The organism is Limibacillus sp. (assembly GCA_037379885.1).
Taxonomy (GTDB): Bacteria; Pseudomonadota; Alphaproteobacteria; order Kiloniellales; family CECT-8803; genus JARRJC01.
Genome location: JARRJC010000043.1, coordinates 1 through 15,724 on the forward strand (window position 1 = coordinate 1; position 15,724 = coordinate 15,724).

Consider the following 15,724-nt stretch of genomic DNA (forward strand, 5'->3'; position numbering starts at 1 on the left):
ACGTCGCCATGGAGGTCGAGCTGATCGCCCCCATCGCCATGGACGAGGGCCTGCGCTTCGCCATCCGCGAAGGCGGACGCACCGTCGGCGCCGGCGTCGTCTCCTCGATCGTGCAGTAAGAAGTACGAGCGAAAGACGAAGGCAGGCCCCATATGGGCCTGTGACGGGACCAAGGGGGGCGGCAAGCTCCGCCCCCCGAACATTCTGAAGGAGTGGAGACTCGTAGGAGTGTAGCTCAATTGGTAGAGCACCGGTCTCCAAAACCGGGGGCTGGGGGTTCGAGTCCCTCCACTCCTGCCACCTTCCTTCAGGGTGGCGAAAGAAGCGAAAAAGAGGCGCCCGGCAGAGCAAGGCTGTTCTGTCGGGATTGCCGTTTGAGATGAGAAGGAAGGGCCAGAATGGCCAAGATGAATGTAGCGCAGTATATCCGCGAAGTGCGGCAGGAAGTCTCCAAGGTGACCTGGCCGACGCGGCGCGAGACGACGGTCAGCACCATTATGGTCTTCGTGATGGTCTTCCTGGCGGCGCTGTTCTTCTTTCTCGTCGATCAGGTCCTGTCGCTGGGCGTCAGGGCACTACTGGGTATCGGAGGCTGAGCCTTAAATGACCGTTCGTTGGTACGTCGTCCATGTCTATTCCGGCTTCGAGAAGAAGGTCGCCGAGTCCATTAAGGAGCAGGCGCGCCAGAAGGGCATGGAAGATCTGATCGAGCAGGTGCTGGTGCCGACCGAAGAGGTCGTCGAGGTGCGCCGCGGCCAGAAGGTCTCTTCCGAGCGGAAGTTCTTCCCCGGCTACGTGCTGGCGAAGATGGAACTGACGGATGAGTCCTGGCACTTGATCACGGACACGCCGAAGGTCACCGGCTTCCTGGGCGGCAAGGGCAAGCCCGTGCCGATCAGCGAGCGCGAAGCGCAGCAGATCCTGCATCAGGTGCAGGAAGGCGTCGATCGTCCCAAGCCCTCGGTCACCTTCGAGGTGGGCGAGACGGTGCGGGTCGCGGACGGCCCCTTCACCTCCTTCAACGGGACGGTGGAGGAGGTCGACGAGGAGCGGGCCCGCCTCAAGGTGGCGGTCTCCATCTTTGGCCGTTCGACGCCGGTGGAACTGGAATACGCCCAGGTGGAGAAGGCCTGACAAGGGCCGGAGCATCGGGGTGAAAGCGGGCCGTTTCGGCGGCCCAGAGTGAGCCGCGGGAGGCGAAGCCGAAACGAAGTCCATTCGGCCGCCGTTTACCGCTAAGCCCAAGACGAGAAAGGGTGATTTGTTATGGCGAAGAAAATTGCGGGCTACATCAAGCTCGAAATTCCGGCGGGGCAGGCCAACCCCTCGCCGCCGGTCGGGCCGGCGCTGGGACAGCGCGGTCTGAACATCATGGAATTCTGCAAGGCCTTCAACGCCGCTTCCGAATCCATGGAAAAGGGCACCCCGACGCCGGTGATCATCACCGCCTATTCGGACCGCTCCTTCTCCTTCGAGATGAAGACGGCGCCGGCTTCCTACTACCTGCGCAAAGCCGCCAAGCTCTCCAAGGGGTCCCAGACCCCGGGTCGGGAGGAAGTCGGCGTGGTGACCAAGGCCCAGCTGGCCGAGATCGCCGAAGCGAAGATGAAGGACCTCAATGCGAACGACCTGGACGCCGCGATCAAGATCATCGCCGGCTCCGCGCGTTCCATGGGCCTCAAGGTGGAGGGCTAAGTCATGGCCAAGAAGGGTAAGCGTTATTCGAGCATCGCCGATGGCCTCGACCGCCGTGCGGTCTATGACCTGGTGGAAGCCGTGAAGATGGTCAAAGAGGGCGCCAAGACCAAGTTCGACGAGACCGTCGAGATCGCCATGAACCTGGGCGTCGACCCGCGTCATGCCGATCAGAACGTGCGCGGCGTCGTCACTTTGCCGCACGGCACGGGCAAGTCGATCCGGGTCGCGGTCTTCGCCAAGGGCGACAAGGCCGAGGAGGCCAAGAAGGCCGGAGCCGACATTGTCGGCGCCGACGACCTTGCCGAACAGGTGCAGGCGGGCCAAATGGACTTCGAGCGGGTGATCGCCACGCCGGACATGATGCCGCTGGTCGGCCGTCTGGGTAAGGTGCTGGGCCCGCGCGGTCTGATGCCGAACCCCAAGCTCGGCACCGTGACCGCCGATGTGGCGCAGGCTGTGCAGGACGCCAAGGGCGGCCAGGTGCAGTTCCGCGTCGAGAAGGCCGGCATCGTGCACGCAGGCGTCGGCAAGGCGAGCTTCAGCGAGGAAGCCCTCGTTGAGAACGTCAAGGCCTTCGTCTCGGCGATCAACCGCGCCAAGCCGACGGGCGCCAAGGGCAGCTACATCAAGAAGGTGTCGCTCAGCTCTACCATGGGCCCCGGCCTGAAGTTGGAAATCTCCAGCCTCGTCGGCTGAGGGATTGGGAATTTGCCCGGGGGCGGCGTGAGCTGCTCCGGGCGAGGAGTTTCCGCTCTTTGCAGATGATGTGGAGAGCGGGATCGCCCGAGGCGGAAGGACCAAGAGGATCCGGACGCCGCGGGCACCTGTCCGAGACTGTAGGTGCTGTGGTCACACAGCTTAAGCCGCTCGCAAGAGGGGGCCTGCAATAGACGGGGAGTTATCGAGTTTTTACGGCCTCTTCCCAAGGGGGAGGGTCGGTGAGGGCTTGAGCTTCTTAGGACAGGCGAACCGGGTCTGACCGGGGCAATTGCTTCGGGAGGACCTTCGTGCAAACGGGCTCCGGTCCGCCTCCATCCGGGGGTGAACGGGGCCCAGCGACGGGAGAGACGATTCGTGGACCGCGCATCAAAAGAAGAACTGGTGACGCAGCTGAACGAACGCTTCCAGCAGGCCGGCGTGGTCGTCGTTACCCAGCAACATGGGTTGACGGTGGCTCAGTCGCAGGACCTGCGCCGGAAGATGAGGGACGCTGGCGCCAGCTTTAAGGTGACCAAGAATCGGCTCACGCGTCTGGCTCTTAAGGGCACGAAGTTCGAAGCGATCGAGTCGCTGTTCACCGGACCGACGGGTATTGCCTACTCCGAGGATCCTGTGACCGCAGCGAAGATCGCCGTCGAGTTCGCCAAGGATAACGAAAAGCTGACCATTGTCGGTGGCGCCATGGAAGCCACCGTTCTCGACGCCAGCGGTGTCGAGGCTCTGGCCAAGCTTCCGTCCCTGGATGAGCTCCGCGGCAAACTGGTGGGTCTCCTGCAGGCCCCGGCGACGAAGCTCGCCGGTGTCACGCAGGCTCCGGCCGGCCAGCTCGCTCGCTTGCTGAACGCCTATGCCCAAAAAGGCGAAGCCGCGTGATCCCGACTTTCACCAACTGAACTAGCTAACAAGCTCAAGTCTTTAAGGAGAAGATGAAATGGCCGATCTGGACAAGCTCGTTGATGAGCTTTCTAAGCTGACCGTTCTCGAGGCCGCCGAACTGGCCAAGCGTCTGGAAGAGGAGTGGGGTGTCTCCGCTGCTGCTCCGGTCGCCGTCGCCGGTGCCGCTGCTGCCGGTGGCGACGCTGCCGCCCCGGCTGCCGAGAAGGACGAGTTCGACGTGGTTCTTGCCGCCGCCGGCGACAAGAAGATCAACGTCATCAAGGAAGTCCGTGCCATCACCGGTCTGGGCCTGAAAGAGGCGAAGGACCTGGTTGAGGCCGCTCCGAAGCCCGTCAAGGAAGGTGCTTCCAAGGACGAGGCCGAGGCGATCAAGAAGAAGCTCGAGGAGGCTGGCGCCACCGTCGAGCTCAAGTAAGTGCTGCGTTTCACACGACGCACTTAAGGCTAGGCCTGGACGGCGCGTTCCTTTGAAAAAAAGGGGCGTGCCGTCGCGGGCTTTTCGTGCCTGTAGCCGCAAGCTTCGCAGAGAGCGGGGCTTCCGGGTGCAAAAAGGCGGCCTGCGGGCCGCCGGCACGGCAGAGATTTTCAGGCGGAAGACAGGCCCCGGCCAAGGGCGGCGGCTTCCGCAAAACAGAGTGTACGAGGGTTGCAATATGGCGAGGTCCTTTACCGGTCGCAGGCGCATTCGCAAGAGCTTCGGGCGTATCCCCGAGGTCACGGAAATGCCGAACCTCATCGAGGTTCAGAAAACCTCCTACGACCAGTTCCTCCTGGCTGACACCGATCCCGAGGCGCGCCCGACGAGCGGCCTTCAGGAGGTCTTCGCGTCGGTCTTCCCGATCCGCGATTTCTCCGGCCGGGCGGAGCTTCAGTTCATCAAGTATGAGCTGGAGGAGCCGAAGTACGACGTCGAGGAGTGCCAGCAGCGCGGCATGACCTACGCCGCGCCGCTGAAGGTGACCCTGCGTCTCGTGGTCTGGGACGTGGACGAGGACTCCGGCGCGCGGTCGATCCGCGACATCAAGGAGCAGGACGTCTACATGGGCGACATGCCGCTCATGACCATGAACGGCACCTTCGTCGTCAACGGCACCGAGCGCGTCATCGTCTCTCAGATGCACCGCAGCCCAGGCGTCTTCTTCGACCATGACCGCGGCAAGACTCACTCTTCGGGCAAGTACCTCTTCGCCGCGCGCGTCATCCCCTACCGCGGCTCCTGGCTGGACTTCGAGTTCGACGCCAAGGACACCGTCTATGTGCGTATCGACCGCCGCCGCAAGCTGCCGGCGACGACCTTCCTGCTCGCCCTCGACAACGAGGAGAGCGCGAAGCTGCGCGCCGACAAGATTGCCAAGGGCGAGCCGGTCGACCCCAAGGAGATCGAGGGCATGAGCCCCGAGGACATCCTCAGGGTCTTCTACGACACGGTGACCTACAAGAAGGTGAAGAACGGCTGGAAGACGCCCTTCGACGCCGACCGCATGAAGGGCGCCAAGCTGGCTGCTCCGCTGGTCGACGCCAAGACCGGCAAGCCGGTCGTCGACGCCGGCACCAAGATGACCCCGCGCCAGCTGAAGAAGCTGTCCGAGGCGGGCCTCAAGGAGGTCCTGGTCACCGAGGAGGAGCTGGTCGGCCACTACCTGGCGAGCGATCAGATCAACATGGAAACCGGTGAGGTCCTGGCCGAGGCGGGCGATGAGATCACCGCCGAGACGCTTGAGGCGCTGGGCGAGGCCGGGATCAAGGAGATCGCGACCCTGGCGATCGACCACCTCAACATCGGGCCCTACATCCGCAACTCCCTGGCGGCGGACAAGAACCGCAGCCGCGAGGACGCGCTGATCGACATCTACCGCGTGATGCGCCCGGGCGAGCCGCCGACGCTGGAGACGGCGGAGACCATGTTCCAGGGTCTCTTCTTCGATTCCGAGCGCTACGACCTCTCCGCCGTGGGCCGCGTGAAGATGAACGCGCGTCTTGGCTTCGACGACGTGTCGGACGAGATGCGGGTGCTGCGCAAGGAAGACATCCTCGCCATCGTCAAGATCCTCTGCGAGCTGAAGGACGGCCGCGGCGAGATCGACGACATCGACCACCTGGGCAACCGCCGGGTGCGTTCGGTCGGCGAGCTGATGGAGAACCAGTACCGCGTGGGCCTGCTGCGCATGGAGCGCGCGATCAAGGAGCGCATGTCCTCCGTCGAGATCGACACGGTCATGCCGCACGACCTGATCAACGCCAAGCCGGCGGCCGCCGCCGTGCGCGAGTTCTTCGGCTCCTCGCAGCTCTCGCAGTTCATGGACCAGACCAACCCGCTTTCCGAGATCACCCATAAGCGCCGTCTGTCGGCGCTGGGTCCGGGCGGTCTGACCCGCGAGCGTGCGGGCTTCGAGGTGCGCGACGTGCACCCGACCCACTACGGCCGCATCTGCCCCATCGAGACGCCGGAAGGCCCGAACATCGGCCTGATCAACTCTCTGGCGACCTACGCGCGGGTCAACAAGTACGGCTTCATCGAGAGCCCCTACCGCAAGGTGGTGGATAACAAGGTCACCAACGAGGTGATCTACCTCTCGGCCATGGAGGAGGGGCGCTACACCATCGCCCAGGCGAACGCGAACCTGGACGCCAAGGGCAAGTTCGTGGATGACCTCGTCTCCTGCCGTCAGGCGAGCGAGTACATCGTGGCCCGGCCCGAGGACATCGACCTGATCGACGTGTCGCCCAAGCAGATCGTCTCGGTCGCCGCGGCGCTGATCCCCTTCCTGGAGAACGACGACGCCAACCGGGCGCTGATGGGCTCCAACATGCAGCGTCAGGCGGTGCCGCTTCTGAAGGCCGAGGCGCCGCTGGTCGGCACCGGCATGGAGGGTACGGTCGCCCGCGACTCCGGTGCGTCCATCGTGGCGCGCCGCGCGGGCGTGGTCGACCAGGTGGACGCCACCCGCATCGTGGTGCGCGTGACCGAGGAGACCTCGAGCGGCGAGCAGGGCGTGGACATCTACAACCTCTTGAAGTTCCAGCGCTCCAACCAGAACACCTCCATCACCCAGCGTCCGCTGGTGAAGGTGGGCGACGAGGTGCTGCGCGGCGACATCATCGCCGACGGCCCCTCGACGCAGTTCGGCGAGCTGGCGCTGGGCCGCAACGTGCTCTGCGCCTTCATGCCGTGGATGGGCTACAACTTCGAGGACTCGATCCTGATCTCCGAGCGGATCGTGCGCGATGACGTCTTCACCTCGATCCACATCGAGGAGTTCGAGGTCATGGCCCGCGACACCAAGCTGGGCCAGGAAGAGATCACCCGTGACATCCCCAACGTCGGTGAGGACGCCCTGCGCAACCTCGACGAGGCGGGCATGGTCTACATCGGGGCCGAGGTCAACGCGAGCGACATCCTGGTCGGCAAGGTGACGCCCAAGGGCGAATCCCCGATGACCCCGGAGGAAAAGCTGCTTCGCGCGATCTTCGGCGAGAAGGCGAGCGACGTTCGCGACTCTTCCCTGCGGGTGCCCCCGGGCGTTTCCGGCACGGTGGTCGAGGTGCGGGTCTTCTCGCGCCGCGGCGTCGAGAAGGACGAGCGCGCGCTCGCCATCGAACGCGCCGAGATCGAGCGTCTGGCCAAGGACCGCGACGACGAGAAGGTAATCCTGGAGCGCAGCTTCTATGGCCGCCTGAAGGATCTTCTGGTCGGCCAGACCGGCGTTTCCGGCCCCAAGGGCTTCAAGAAGGACACCAAGATCACCGAGAAGGTGCTGTCCGACTTCACCCCGGGCCAGTGGCGCCAGATCGCCGTCAAGGACGACAAGCGCCAGGCCGACGTCGAGGCCCTGAACAAGGTCTTCGAGGAGTCGGTCGATGCGCTGATGAAGCGCTTCGAGAACAAGGTCGACAAGCTGCAGCGCGGCGACGAGCTGCCGCCGGGCGTCATGAAGATGGTCAAGGTCTTCGTGGCCGTGAAGCGCAAGCTTCAGCCGGGCGACAAGATGGCCGGCCGTCACGGCAACAAGGGCGTCATCTCCAAGATCATGCCGATCGAGGACATGCCGCACCTTGAAGACGGCACGCCGGTCGACATCGTGCTCAACCCGCTGGGCGTGCCCAGCCGCATGAACGTCGGACAGATTCTCGAAACCCATCTCGGCTGGGCCTGTGCGGGCCTTGGCCGGCAGATCGGCGAGATGCTGGACGACGCCAAGCGCTCGGGTAAGTTCGACGGGGTCCGCAAGAAGCTGACCGACGTCTACGGCAAGGACACCTACAAGAACGAGATTGCCGATCTCGAGGATCAGTATGTGGCCGAGCTCGCGGACAACCTGCGCGGCGGTGTTCCCATCGCCACGCCGGTCTTCGACGGCGCGCGCAGCGAGGACATCCTCGAGATGCTGGAGAAGGCGGGTCACGAGGCTTCGGGCCAGGTCTGGCTGTGGGACGGCCGCACGGGCGAGAAGTTCCATCGCCCGGTCACGGTCGGCTACATCTACATGCTGAAGCTGCACCACCTGGTGGACGACAAGATCCACGCCCGTTCCATCGGCCCCTACAGCCTGGTCACCCAGCAGCCGCTGGGCGGCAAGGCGCAGTTCGGCGGCCAGCGCTTCGGCGAGATGGAGGTCTGGGCGCTGGAAGCCTACGGTGCGGCCTACACCCTGCAGGAGATGCTGACGGTCAAGTCGGACGACGTGTCCGGCCGGACCAAGGTCTACGAGGCCATCGTCAAGGGCGATGACAACTTCGAGTCCGGCATCCCTGAGTCCTTCAACGTCCTGGTCAAGGAGCTGCGCTCGCTCGGCCTCGACGTGGAACTCAAGCAGTCCGGCTTCTAAACGACGTGGCGGAACGGACGGTCCTCCGGGGCCGTCCAGACCACCCCTTTTTCGCCCTTCGGGTGAATTGATATCGGGAGATACCGATGAACGACATTATGAACCTCTTCGGTCAGCCCTCTGGCCCGCAGAGCTTCGATCAGATCCGCATTTCGATCGCCAGCCCGGAGCGCATCCGCTCCTGGTCCTTCGGTGAGATCAAGAAGCCCGAGACGATCAACTACCGGACCTTCAAGCCGGAGCGCGACGGCCTGTTCTGCGCCCGCATCTTCGGTCCGGTGAAGGACTACGAGTGCCTCTGCGGCAAGTACAAGCGCATGAAGTACCGCGGCATCATCTGCGAGAAGTGCGGCGTCGAGGTGACCCTGGCCAAGGTGCGCCGCGAGCGCATGGGCCACATCGAGCTGGCCAGCCCGGTCGCGCACATCTGGTTCCTGAAGTCTCTGCCCAGCCGCATCGGTCTTCTGATCGACATGACGCTGAAAGAGCTGGAGCGCGTGCTCTACTTCGAGAACTTCGTGGTGGTCGAGCCCGGCCTCTCGCCGCTGAAGCTCCATCAGCTCCTCTCCGAAGAGGAGTACATGGACGCCCAGGACGAGTACGGTGAGGACGCCTTCACCGCCATGATCGGCGCTGAGGCGCTGAAGGAGATCCTCTCCAAGCTGGACCTCGAGGAGCTCGAGGCCGAGCTGCGCGTCGAGCTGAAGGAGACCACTTCCGAGGCCAAGCGCAAGAAGCTGGTCAAGCGCCTGAAGCTGGTCGAGGCCTTCAACGAGTCCGGCGCGCGTCCGGAGTGGATGATCCTGGACGTCGTGCCGGTGATCCCGCCCGAGCTGCGCCCGCTGGTGCCGCTGGACGGCGGCCGCTTCGCGACCTCCGACCTCAACGATCTCTATCGCCGCGTGATCAACCGCAACAACCGTCTGAAGCGGCTGATCGAGCTGCGCGCGCCCGACATCATCGTGCGCAACGAAAAGCGCATGCTGCAGGAATCGGTGGACGCCCTCTTCGACAACGGCCGCCGGGGCCGCGTCATCACCGGCGCCAACAAGCGCCCGCTGAAGTCGCTCTCCGACATGCTGAAGGGCAAGCAGGGCCGCTTCCGTCAGAACCTTCTGGGCAAGCGCGTCGACTACTCGGGCCGTTCGGTCATCGTGGTCGGCCCGGAGCTGAAGCTGCACCAGTGCGGTCTGCCCAAGAAGATGGCGCTGGAGCTGTTCAAGCCCTTCATCTATTCCAAGCTCGAGCTCTATGGCATGGCCTCCACCATCAAGGCCGCCAAGAAGATGGTCGAGAAGGAGCGTCCGGAAGTCTGGGACATCCTGGAAGAGGTGATCCGCGAGCACCCGGTCATGTTGACCCGGGCGCCGACGCTGCACCGTCTGGGCATCCAGGCCTTCGAGCCGGTTCTGATCGAGGGTAAGGCGATCCAGCTCCATCCGCTGGTCTGCACCGCCTTCAACGCCGACTTCGACGGCGACCAGATGGCCGTGCACGTTCCGCTGTCGCTGGAAGCGCAGCTGGAAGCGCGCGTGCTGATGATGTCGACCAACAACATCCTGTCGCCCGCCAACGGCAAGCCCATCATCGTCCCCTCGCAGGACATCGTGCTCGGTATCTACTATCTGACGATGGAGACCGAGGGCGAGAAGGGCGAGGGCATGGTGCTCGGCTCCATGGGCGAGATCGAGCTGGCCATCGAGTCCGGCGAGCTGTCGCTGCACGCCAAGATCAAGGCGCGCTACGAGACCGTGGACGAGAACGGCGATCCCATCGTTCAGGTGATCGACACCACGCCGGGCCGCATGATTCTGGGTCAGGTTCTGCCGATCAACAAGAAGCTGCCCTTCAGCACCATCAACCGCCTTCTGACCAAGAAGGAGATCACCGAGGTGATCGACTCCGTCTACCGCCACTGCGGTCAGAAGGAGACGGTGCTGTTCTGCGACCGCATCATGGGCCTGGGCTTCGCCTACGCCTGCCGTGCGGGCATCTCCTTCGGCAAGGACGACCTGATCATCCCCGAGGCCAAGACCAAGCTGGTCGACGAGGCCCAGGAGCAGGTCAAGGAGTTCGAGCAGCAGTACCAGGAAGGCCTCATCACCCGCGGCGAGAAGTACAACAAGGTGGTCGACGTCTGGTCCTCCACCACCGACCGCGTGGCCGAAGAGATGATGAAGGTCATGTCGGGCGCCAAGGGCAAGGAGATCAACTCGGTCTTCATGATGGCCCACTCGGGCGCCCGTGGTTCGGCGGCTCAGATCAAGCAGCTGGCCGGCATGCGCGGCCTGATGGCCAAGCCTTCGGGCGAGATCATCGAGACGCCGATCATCTCCAACTTCAAGGAAGGCCTGACCGTGCTGGAGTACTTCAACTCCACCCACGGCGCCCGTAAGGGTCTGGCCGACACCGCCTTGAAGACGGCGAACTCGGGCTACCTGACCCGCCGCCTCGTCGACGTGGCGCAGGACTGCATCATCGTCGAAGAGGACTGCGGCACCGACGGCCACCTGACCATCCGCCCCGTCATGGACGGCGGCGAGGTGATCGCGACCCTGGGCGAGCGCGTCCTGGGCCGGACCGTGGCCGAGGCCGTGAAGGACCCGCTTTCGGGCGACATCCTGGTCAAGAAGGGCGAGCTGATCGAGGAGCCGCAGGTCGAGAAGCTGGAGACCGCCGGCATCGATCTGGTGAAGATCCGCTCCACCCTGACCTGCGAGAGCCGGGGCGGCGTCTGCGCGGCCTGCTACGGACGCGACCTGGCGCGCGGCACGCACGTGAACCAGGGCGAGGCCGTGGGCGTCATCGCCGCTCAGTCGATCGGCGAGCCTGGCACGCAGCTGACCATGCGCACCTTCCACATCGGCGGCGCGGCGCAGGGTGGCGCCGAGCAGTCCAGCGTGGAGGCGTCCAGCGACGCCATGATCCAGTGGAACAACAAGAACGTTGTCCACAACTCCGAGGGCGTGGCCATCGCCATGTCCCGGAACATGGAGGTCGTGCTGATCGACGATCAGGGCCGCGAGCGGGCGCGTCACCGCGTGCCCTACGGCGCGCGTCTCTTGGCCGAGGAAGGCAAGCCCGTCACCAAGGGCGCGCGCCTGGCCGAGTGGGACCCCTACACCACGCCGATCATCTCCGAGCGTGAGGGTACCGCCAACTACGTGGACCTGGTCGAAGGCATCTCGATCAAGGAGCAGATGGACGAGACCACCGGTATTTCCAACCGCGTGGTCATCGACTGGAAGCAGCAGCCCAAGGGCACAGACCTGAAGCCGCGCATCACCCTGCGCGACGCCAAGGACAACGTGGTGACCCTGGCCAACGGCATGGAGGCCCGCTACTTCCTCTCGATGGACGCCATTCTGTCGGTGGAGAACGGCGCGAAGGTCCAGGCCGGCGATGTGCTGGCCCGTATCCCGCGCGAGTCCTCCAAGACCCGCGACATCACGGGCGGTCTGCCGCGCGTGGCCGAGCTGTTCGAGGCGCGCAAGCCCAAGGACTTCGCCATCCTGGCGGAGATCGCGGGCCGCGTTGAATTCGGCCGCGACTACAAGACCAAGCGCCGGGTCATCATCCGTCCCGACGACGAGGCCGCGGAGGTGAGCGAGTACCTGATCCCCAAGGGCAAGCATCTTGCCGTGCACGAGGGCGATCATGTCGAGCGCGGCGACCTGCTGATGGACGGCAACCCGGTTCCGCATGACATTCTGGAGGTGATGGGCGTCGAGGCCTTGGCCGAGTATCTCATCAACGAGATCCAGAGCGTCTATCGCCTGCAGGGCGTGAAGATCAACGACAAGCACATCGAGGTGATCGTTCGCCAGATGCTGCAGAAGGTCGAGATCACGGTGGCCGGCGACACCACCTTCCTGGTGGGCGAGCAGGCCGACCGGGAGGAGTTCGAGGCGATCAACGACAAGGCGATCGCCGACGGCGGCCGCCCGGCCGAGGGCAAGCCGGTGCTCCAGGGCATCACCAAGGCGAGCCTGCAGACCACCTCCTTCATCTCTGCGGCGTCCTTCCAGGAGACCACGCGTGTCCTGACCGAAGCGGCGGTGCAGGGCAAGATCGACGAACTGATCGGTCTGAAGGAGAACGTCATCGTCGGCCGCCTGATCCCGGCGGGCACCGGTTCCATCATGGCCAAGATGCAGCGCGTCGCGGCCGAGCGGGACCGGACCATCCTGGATGCCCGCGAAGCCGAGCAGCTGGCTCTCGAAAGCGAGTCGGCGGCGGCGGAAGAGGGCGCCGGGGCCGAGTCTCCGGCCGAGGGCTGAGGCCACTTTTAAGGCCCGTTACGAGAACGCCTCCGAAGACGCAAGATTCTTTCAGGAATCGGCGCTTCGGGGGCGCTCTTACACCTGCTTGAAAAAGTCCTTCTCTATGGCTTGACGAGTAGGGGGCGGATACATAGTATGCGCCGACCTTTCAGGGGGCTGGTGGTAGACCTTTCACGGTCTAGACGCAGGCTCCGGGATTTACGGGACGTTACATAACCGTCCGCACGATTGGACGGTCTTGCAGATCCGCAAAGGGTGCGAGATTTAATCGCTCCTTCGCGGTGCTTTGTTTTGAACTCAGGGTTTGTTTGGGGAACTGACGTATGCCCACGATCAACCAATTGATCCGCAAGCCGCGCAAGCCGCAGCTGGCGCGCAATAAGGTTCCGGCGCTGGAGGCCTGCCCGCAGAAGCGCGGCGTGTGCACGCGCGTCTACACCACCACGCCGAAGAAGCCGAACTCGGCTCTTCGTAAGGTCGCCCGCATCCGTTTGACCAACGGCTTTGAGGTCACCAGCTACATTCCCGGCGAGGGACATAACCTTCAGGAGCACTCCGTGGTCATGATCCGCGGCGGCCGTGTGAAGGACCTTCCGGGCGTTCGCTATCACGTTATTCGCGGCACCCTCGACACGCAGGGCGTCAAGGATCGCCGCCAGCGCCGTTCGAAATACGGCGCCAAGCGTCCGAAGTAAGGAAGGACAAGCGTCATGTCGCGTCGTCACAGCGCAGAGAAGCGTGAAGTTCTGCCGGATCCGAAATTCGGCGACGTCGTCGTTTCCAAGTTCATGAACAACTTGATGTTCGACGGTAAGAAATCGGTTGCCGAGGGCATCGTCTACGGCGCCTTCGATCAGATCGAGGGCAAGCTGAAGGGCGATCCCGTGAAGGTCTTCCACGAGGCGCTCGACAACGTGCGCCCGGAAGTCGAGGTGCGCTCCCGCCGGGTCGGCGGCGCCACCTACCAGGTTCCCGTCGAGGTTCGCTCGATCCGCGCGCAGGCTCTGGCCATCCGTTGGCTGATCACGGCCGCGCGCTCTCGCAGCGAACTGACCATGGTCGACCGGCTCGCCAACGAGCTGATCGATGCATCCAACAATCGTGGGGCGGCCGTGAAGAAGCGTGAGGACACGCATCGCATGGCCGAGGCCAATAAGGCCTTCTCCCACTACCGCTGGTAAACGAGGTTTATCATGGCTGGCCGTCAGACGCCGCTCACCCACTATCGTAACATCGGCATCATGGCTCACATCGATGCCGGTAAGACGACGACGACCGAGCGCATCCTTTTCTATACCGGTAAGTCCTACAAGATCGGCGAGGTCCACGAGGGCACCGCGGTCATGGACTGGATGGAGCAGGAGCAGGAGCGTGGCATCACCATCACCTCCGCCGCGACCACCGCGTTCTGGCGCGACCACCGGGTGAACATCATCGACACCCCGGGCCACGTCGACTTCACCATCGAGGTCGAGCGTTCCCTGCGCGTGCTCGACGGCGCCGTTGCCGTGTTCGACTCGGTCGCCGGTGTCGAGCCGCAGTCCGAGACCGTCTGGCGTCAGGCTGACAAGTACAAGGTTCCGCGCATCTGCTTCGTCAACAAGATGGACCGCATGGGTGCGGACTTCTTCCGTTGCGTCGAGATGATGAAGGACCGCCTGGGCGCCGTTCCGGCCGTCACTCAGCTGCCGATCGGCTCCGAGGCCGAGTTCGAGGGCGTGATCGACCTGGTGGCCAACAAGGCGATCATCTGGGAAGACGAGAGCCTGGGCGCCAAGTTCAACATCGTCGACATCCCCGACGCCTACGCCGACCAGGCCGCGGAGTACCGCGAGGCCCTGATCGAGCTGGCGGTCGAGATGGACGACGACGCCATGGAAGCCTACCTGGAGGGCAACGAGCCCGACGAGGCCACCCTGAAGCGCTGCATCCGTGCGGGCGCTTGCGGCCTGAAGTTCGTCCCGGTCCTCTGTGGCTCCGCCTTCAAGAACAAGGGTGTCCAGCCGCTGCTGGACGCGGTTGTGGATTTCCTGCCGAGCCCCGTCGACGTGCCGCCCGTCAAGGGCGTCAAGCCGAACAGCGAGGAGACGGATACCCGTCCCGCTGATGACGACGCGCCGCTCAGCGCCCTGGCGTTCAAGATCATGACCGACCCCTTTGTCGGCTCCCTGACCTTCGTTCGCGTCTATTCGGGCAAGCTGACCAAGGGCAACTCGGTGCTCAACTCGGTCAAGGACAAGCGCGAGCGCGTCGGCCGCATGCTGCTGATGCACTCAAACCACCGCGAAGAGATCGATGAGGCAATGGCCGGCGACATCGTCGCCCTGGTCGGCATGAAGGACTCCACCACCGGTGAGACCCTCTGCGACCCGGCCAAGCCGATCATCCTGGAGCGCATGGAGTTCCCCGATCCCGTGATCGAGGTCGCCGTGGAGCCCAAGACCAAGGCCGACCAGGAGAAGATGGGTCAGGCGCTGGCCCGTCTGGCGCAGGAGGATCCCTCCTTCCAGGTCTCGACCGACTTCGAGAGCGGCCAGACCGTGATCAAGGGCATGGGCGAGCTGCACCTCGACATCATCGTCGACCGCATGCGCCGTGAGTTCAAAGTCGATGCGACCGTGGGCGCCCCTCAGGTGGCCTACCGCGAGACCATCAGCCAGCGCGCCGAAGTGGACTACACCCACAAGAAGCAGACCGGCGGTTCGGGTCAGTTCGCGCGCATCAAGGTCGTGTTCGAGCCGCAGGAGGCCGGTGAAGGCTTCCTCTTCGAGAACGCTGTCGTCGGCGGTTCGGTGCCGCGCGAGTACATTCCGGGCGTCCAGTCGGGCATCGTGTCCGCCGCTGCGAACGGCGTGGTCGCGGGCTTCCCGATGATCGACTTCAAGGCGACCCTGATCGACGGTGCGTCGCACGACGTGGACTCCAGCGTCATGGCCTTCGAGATCGCCGCCCGCGCGGCCTTCCGCGAGGGTGTGCAGAAAGCCAAGCCGGTTCTTCTGGAGCCCATGATGAAGGTTGAAGTGGTGACGCCCGAGGAGTACATGGGCGACATCATCGGCGACCTGAACAGCCGCCGCGGCAACGTCAACTCGATGGATCAGCGCGGCAACGCCCGCGTGGTCAACGCGCTGGTGCCGCTGGCGAACATGTTCGGTTACGTCAACACGCTGCGTTCCATGTCTCAGGGGCGCGCACAGTACACGATGCACTTCTCGCACTATGAGCGGGTGCCGCAGGCAGTGGCCGACGAGGTCGTCGCCAAGATGGCCTGACGGACGGGTTCGGCTGGCGAGTTTGTAG

General features: G+C 64.2%; 12 protein-coding genes and 1 tRNA gene. All 13 read left to right on the top strand.

Translation table 11 applies throughout. The annotated features are described in order from the left end of the window. On the top strand, positions 1–119 hold a 119-nt coding region (locus P8X75_12000), incomplete at its 5' end, for an elongation factor Tu (GenBank protein ID MEJ1995910.1). 105 nt (positions 120–224) lie between these two features. Beyond that, positions 225–300, top strand: a tRNA-Trp gene (locus tag P8X75_12005). 98 nt (positions 301–398) lie between these two features. Next, complete coding sequence (secE, locus tag P8X75_12010; protein ID MEJ1995911.1) at positions 399–596, top strand: preprotein translocase subunit SecE; 198 nt, start codon at positions 399–401, stop codon at positions 594–596. A gap of 7 nt (positions 597–603) precedes the next feature. After that, entirely contained in the window at positions 604–1,134 is a 531-nt protein-coding gene (gene nusG / locus P8X75_12015; GenBank protein MEJ1995912.1) for a transcription termination/antitermination protein NusG, read from the top strand. Between the two features lie 132 nt (positions 1,135–1,266). After that, positions 1,267–1,695 carry a 50S ribosomal protein L11 gene (gene rplK / locus P8X75_12020; protein ID MEJ1995913.1) on the top strand — a complete coding sequence of 143 codons (429 nt, stop codon included), beginning with the start codon at positions 1,267–1,269 and terminating at the stop codon, positions 1,693–1,695. Positions 1,696–1,698: 3 nt separating this feature from the next. Beyond that, on the top strand, positions 1,699–2,394 hold the full coding sequence (gene rplA / locus P8X75_12025) for a 50S ribosomal protein L1 (GenBank protein ID MEJ1995914.1): 696 nt from the start codon (positions 1,699–1,701) through the stop codon (positions 2,392–2,394). A 378-nt stretch (positions 2,395–2,772) separates the two neighbouring features. Continuing rightward, positions 2,773–3,291 (top strand): 50S ribosomal protein L10, encoded by a 519-nt coding sequence (gene rplJ / locus P8X75_12030; protein MEJ1995915.1) that lies wholly within the window; start codon positions 2,773–2,775, stop codon positions 3,289–3,291. A gap of 58 nt (positions 3,292–3,349) precedes the next feature. Further along, entirely contained in the window at positions 3,350–3,730 is a 381-nt protein-coding gene (rplL, locus tag P8X75_12035) for a 50S ribosomal protein L7/L12 (GenBank protein ID MEJ1995916.1), read from the top strand. A 238-nt stretch (positions 3,731–3,968) separates the two neighbouring features. Next, on the top strand, positions 3,969–8,141 hold the full coding sequence (rpoB, locus tag P8X75_12040) for a DNA-directed RNA polymerase subunit beta (GenBank protein ID MEJ1995917.1): 4,173 nt from the start codon (positions 3,969–3,971) through the stop codon (positions 8,139–8,141). A gap of 86 nt (positions 8,142–8,227) precedes the next feature. Next, positions 8,228–12,421, top strand: coding sequence for a DNA-directed RNA polymerase subunit beta' (gene rpoC, locus P8X75_12045; protein ID MEJ1995918.1), 4,194 nt, complete (start codon positions 8,228–8,230; stop codon positions 12,419–12,421). Positions 12,422–12,747: 326 nt separating this feature from the next. Further along, positions 12,748–13,119 carry a 30S ribosomal protein S12 gene (gene rpsL, locus P8X75_12050; GenBank protein ID MEJ1995919.1) on the top strand — a complete coding sequence of 124 codons (372 nt, stop codon included), beginning with the start codon at positions 12,748–12,750 and terminating at the stop codon, positions 13,117–13,119. A gap of 15 nt (positions 13,120–13,134) precedes the next feature. Further along, positions 13,135–13,605 (top strand): 30S ribosomal protein S7, encoded by a 471-nt coding sequence (gene rpsG, locus P8X75_12055; protein ID MEJ1995920.1) that lies wholly within the window; start codon positions 13,135–13,137, stop codon positions 13,603–13,605. A gap of 12 nt (positions 13,606–13,617) precedes the next feature. Next, positions 13,618–15,696, top strand: coding sequence for an elongation factor G (gene fusA / locus P8X75_12060; GenBank protein ID MEJ1995921.1), 2,079 nt, complete (start codon positions 13,618–13,620; stop codon positions 15,694–15,696). Positions 15,697–15,724 lie beyond the last annotated feature (28 nt).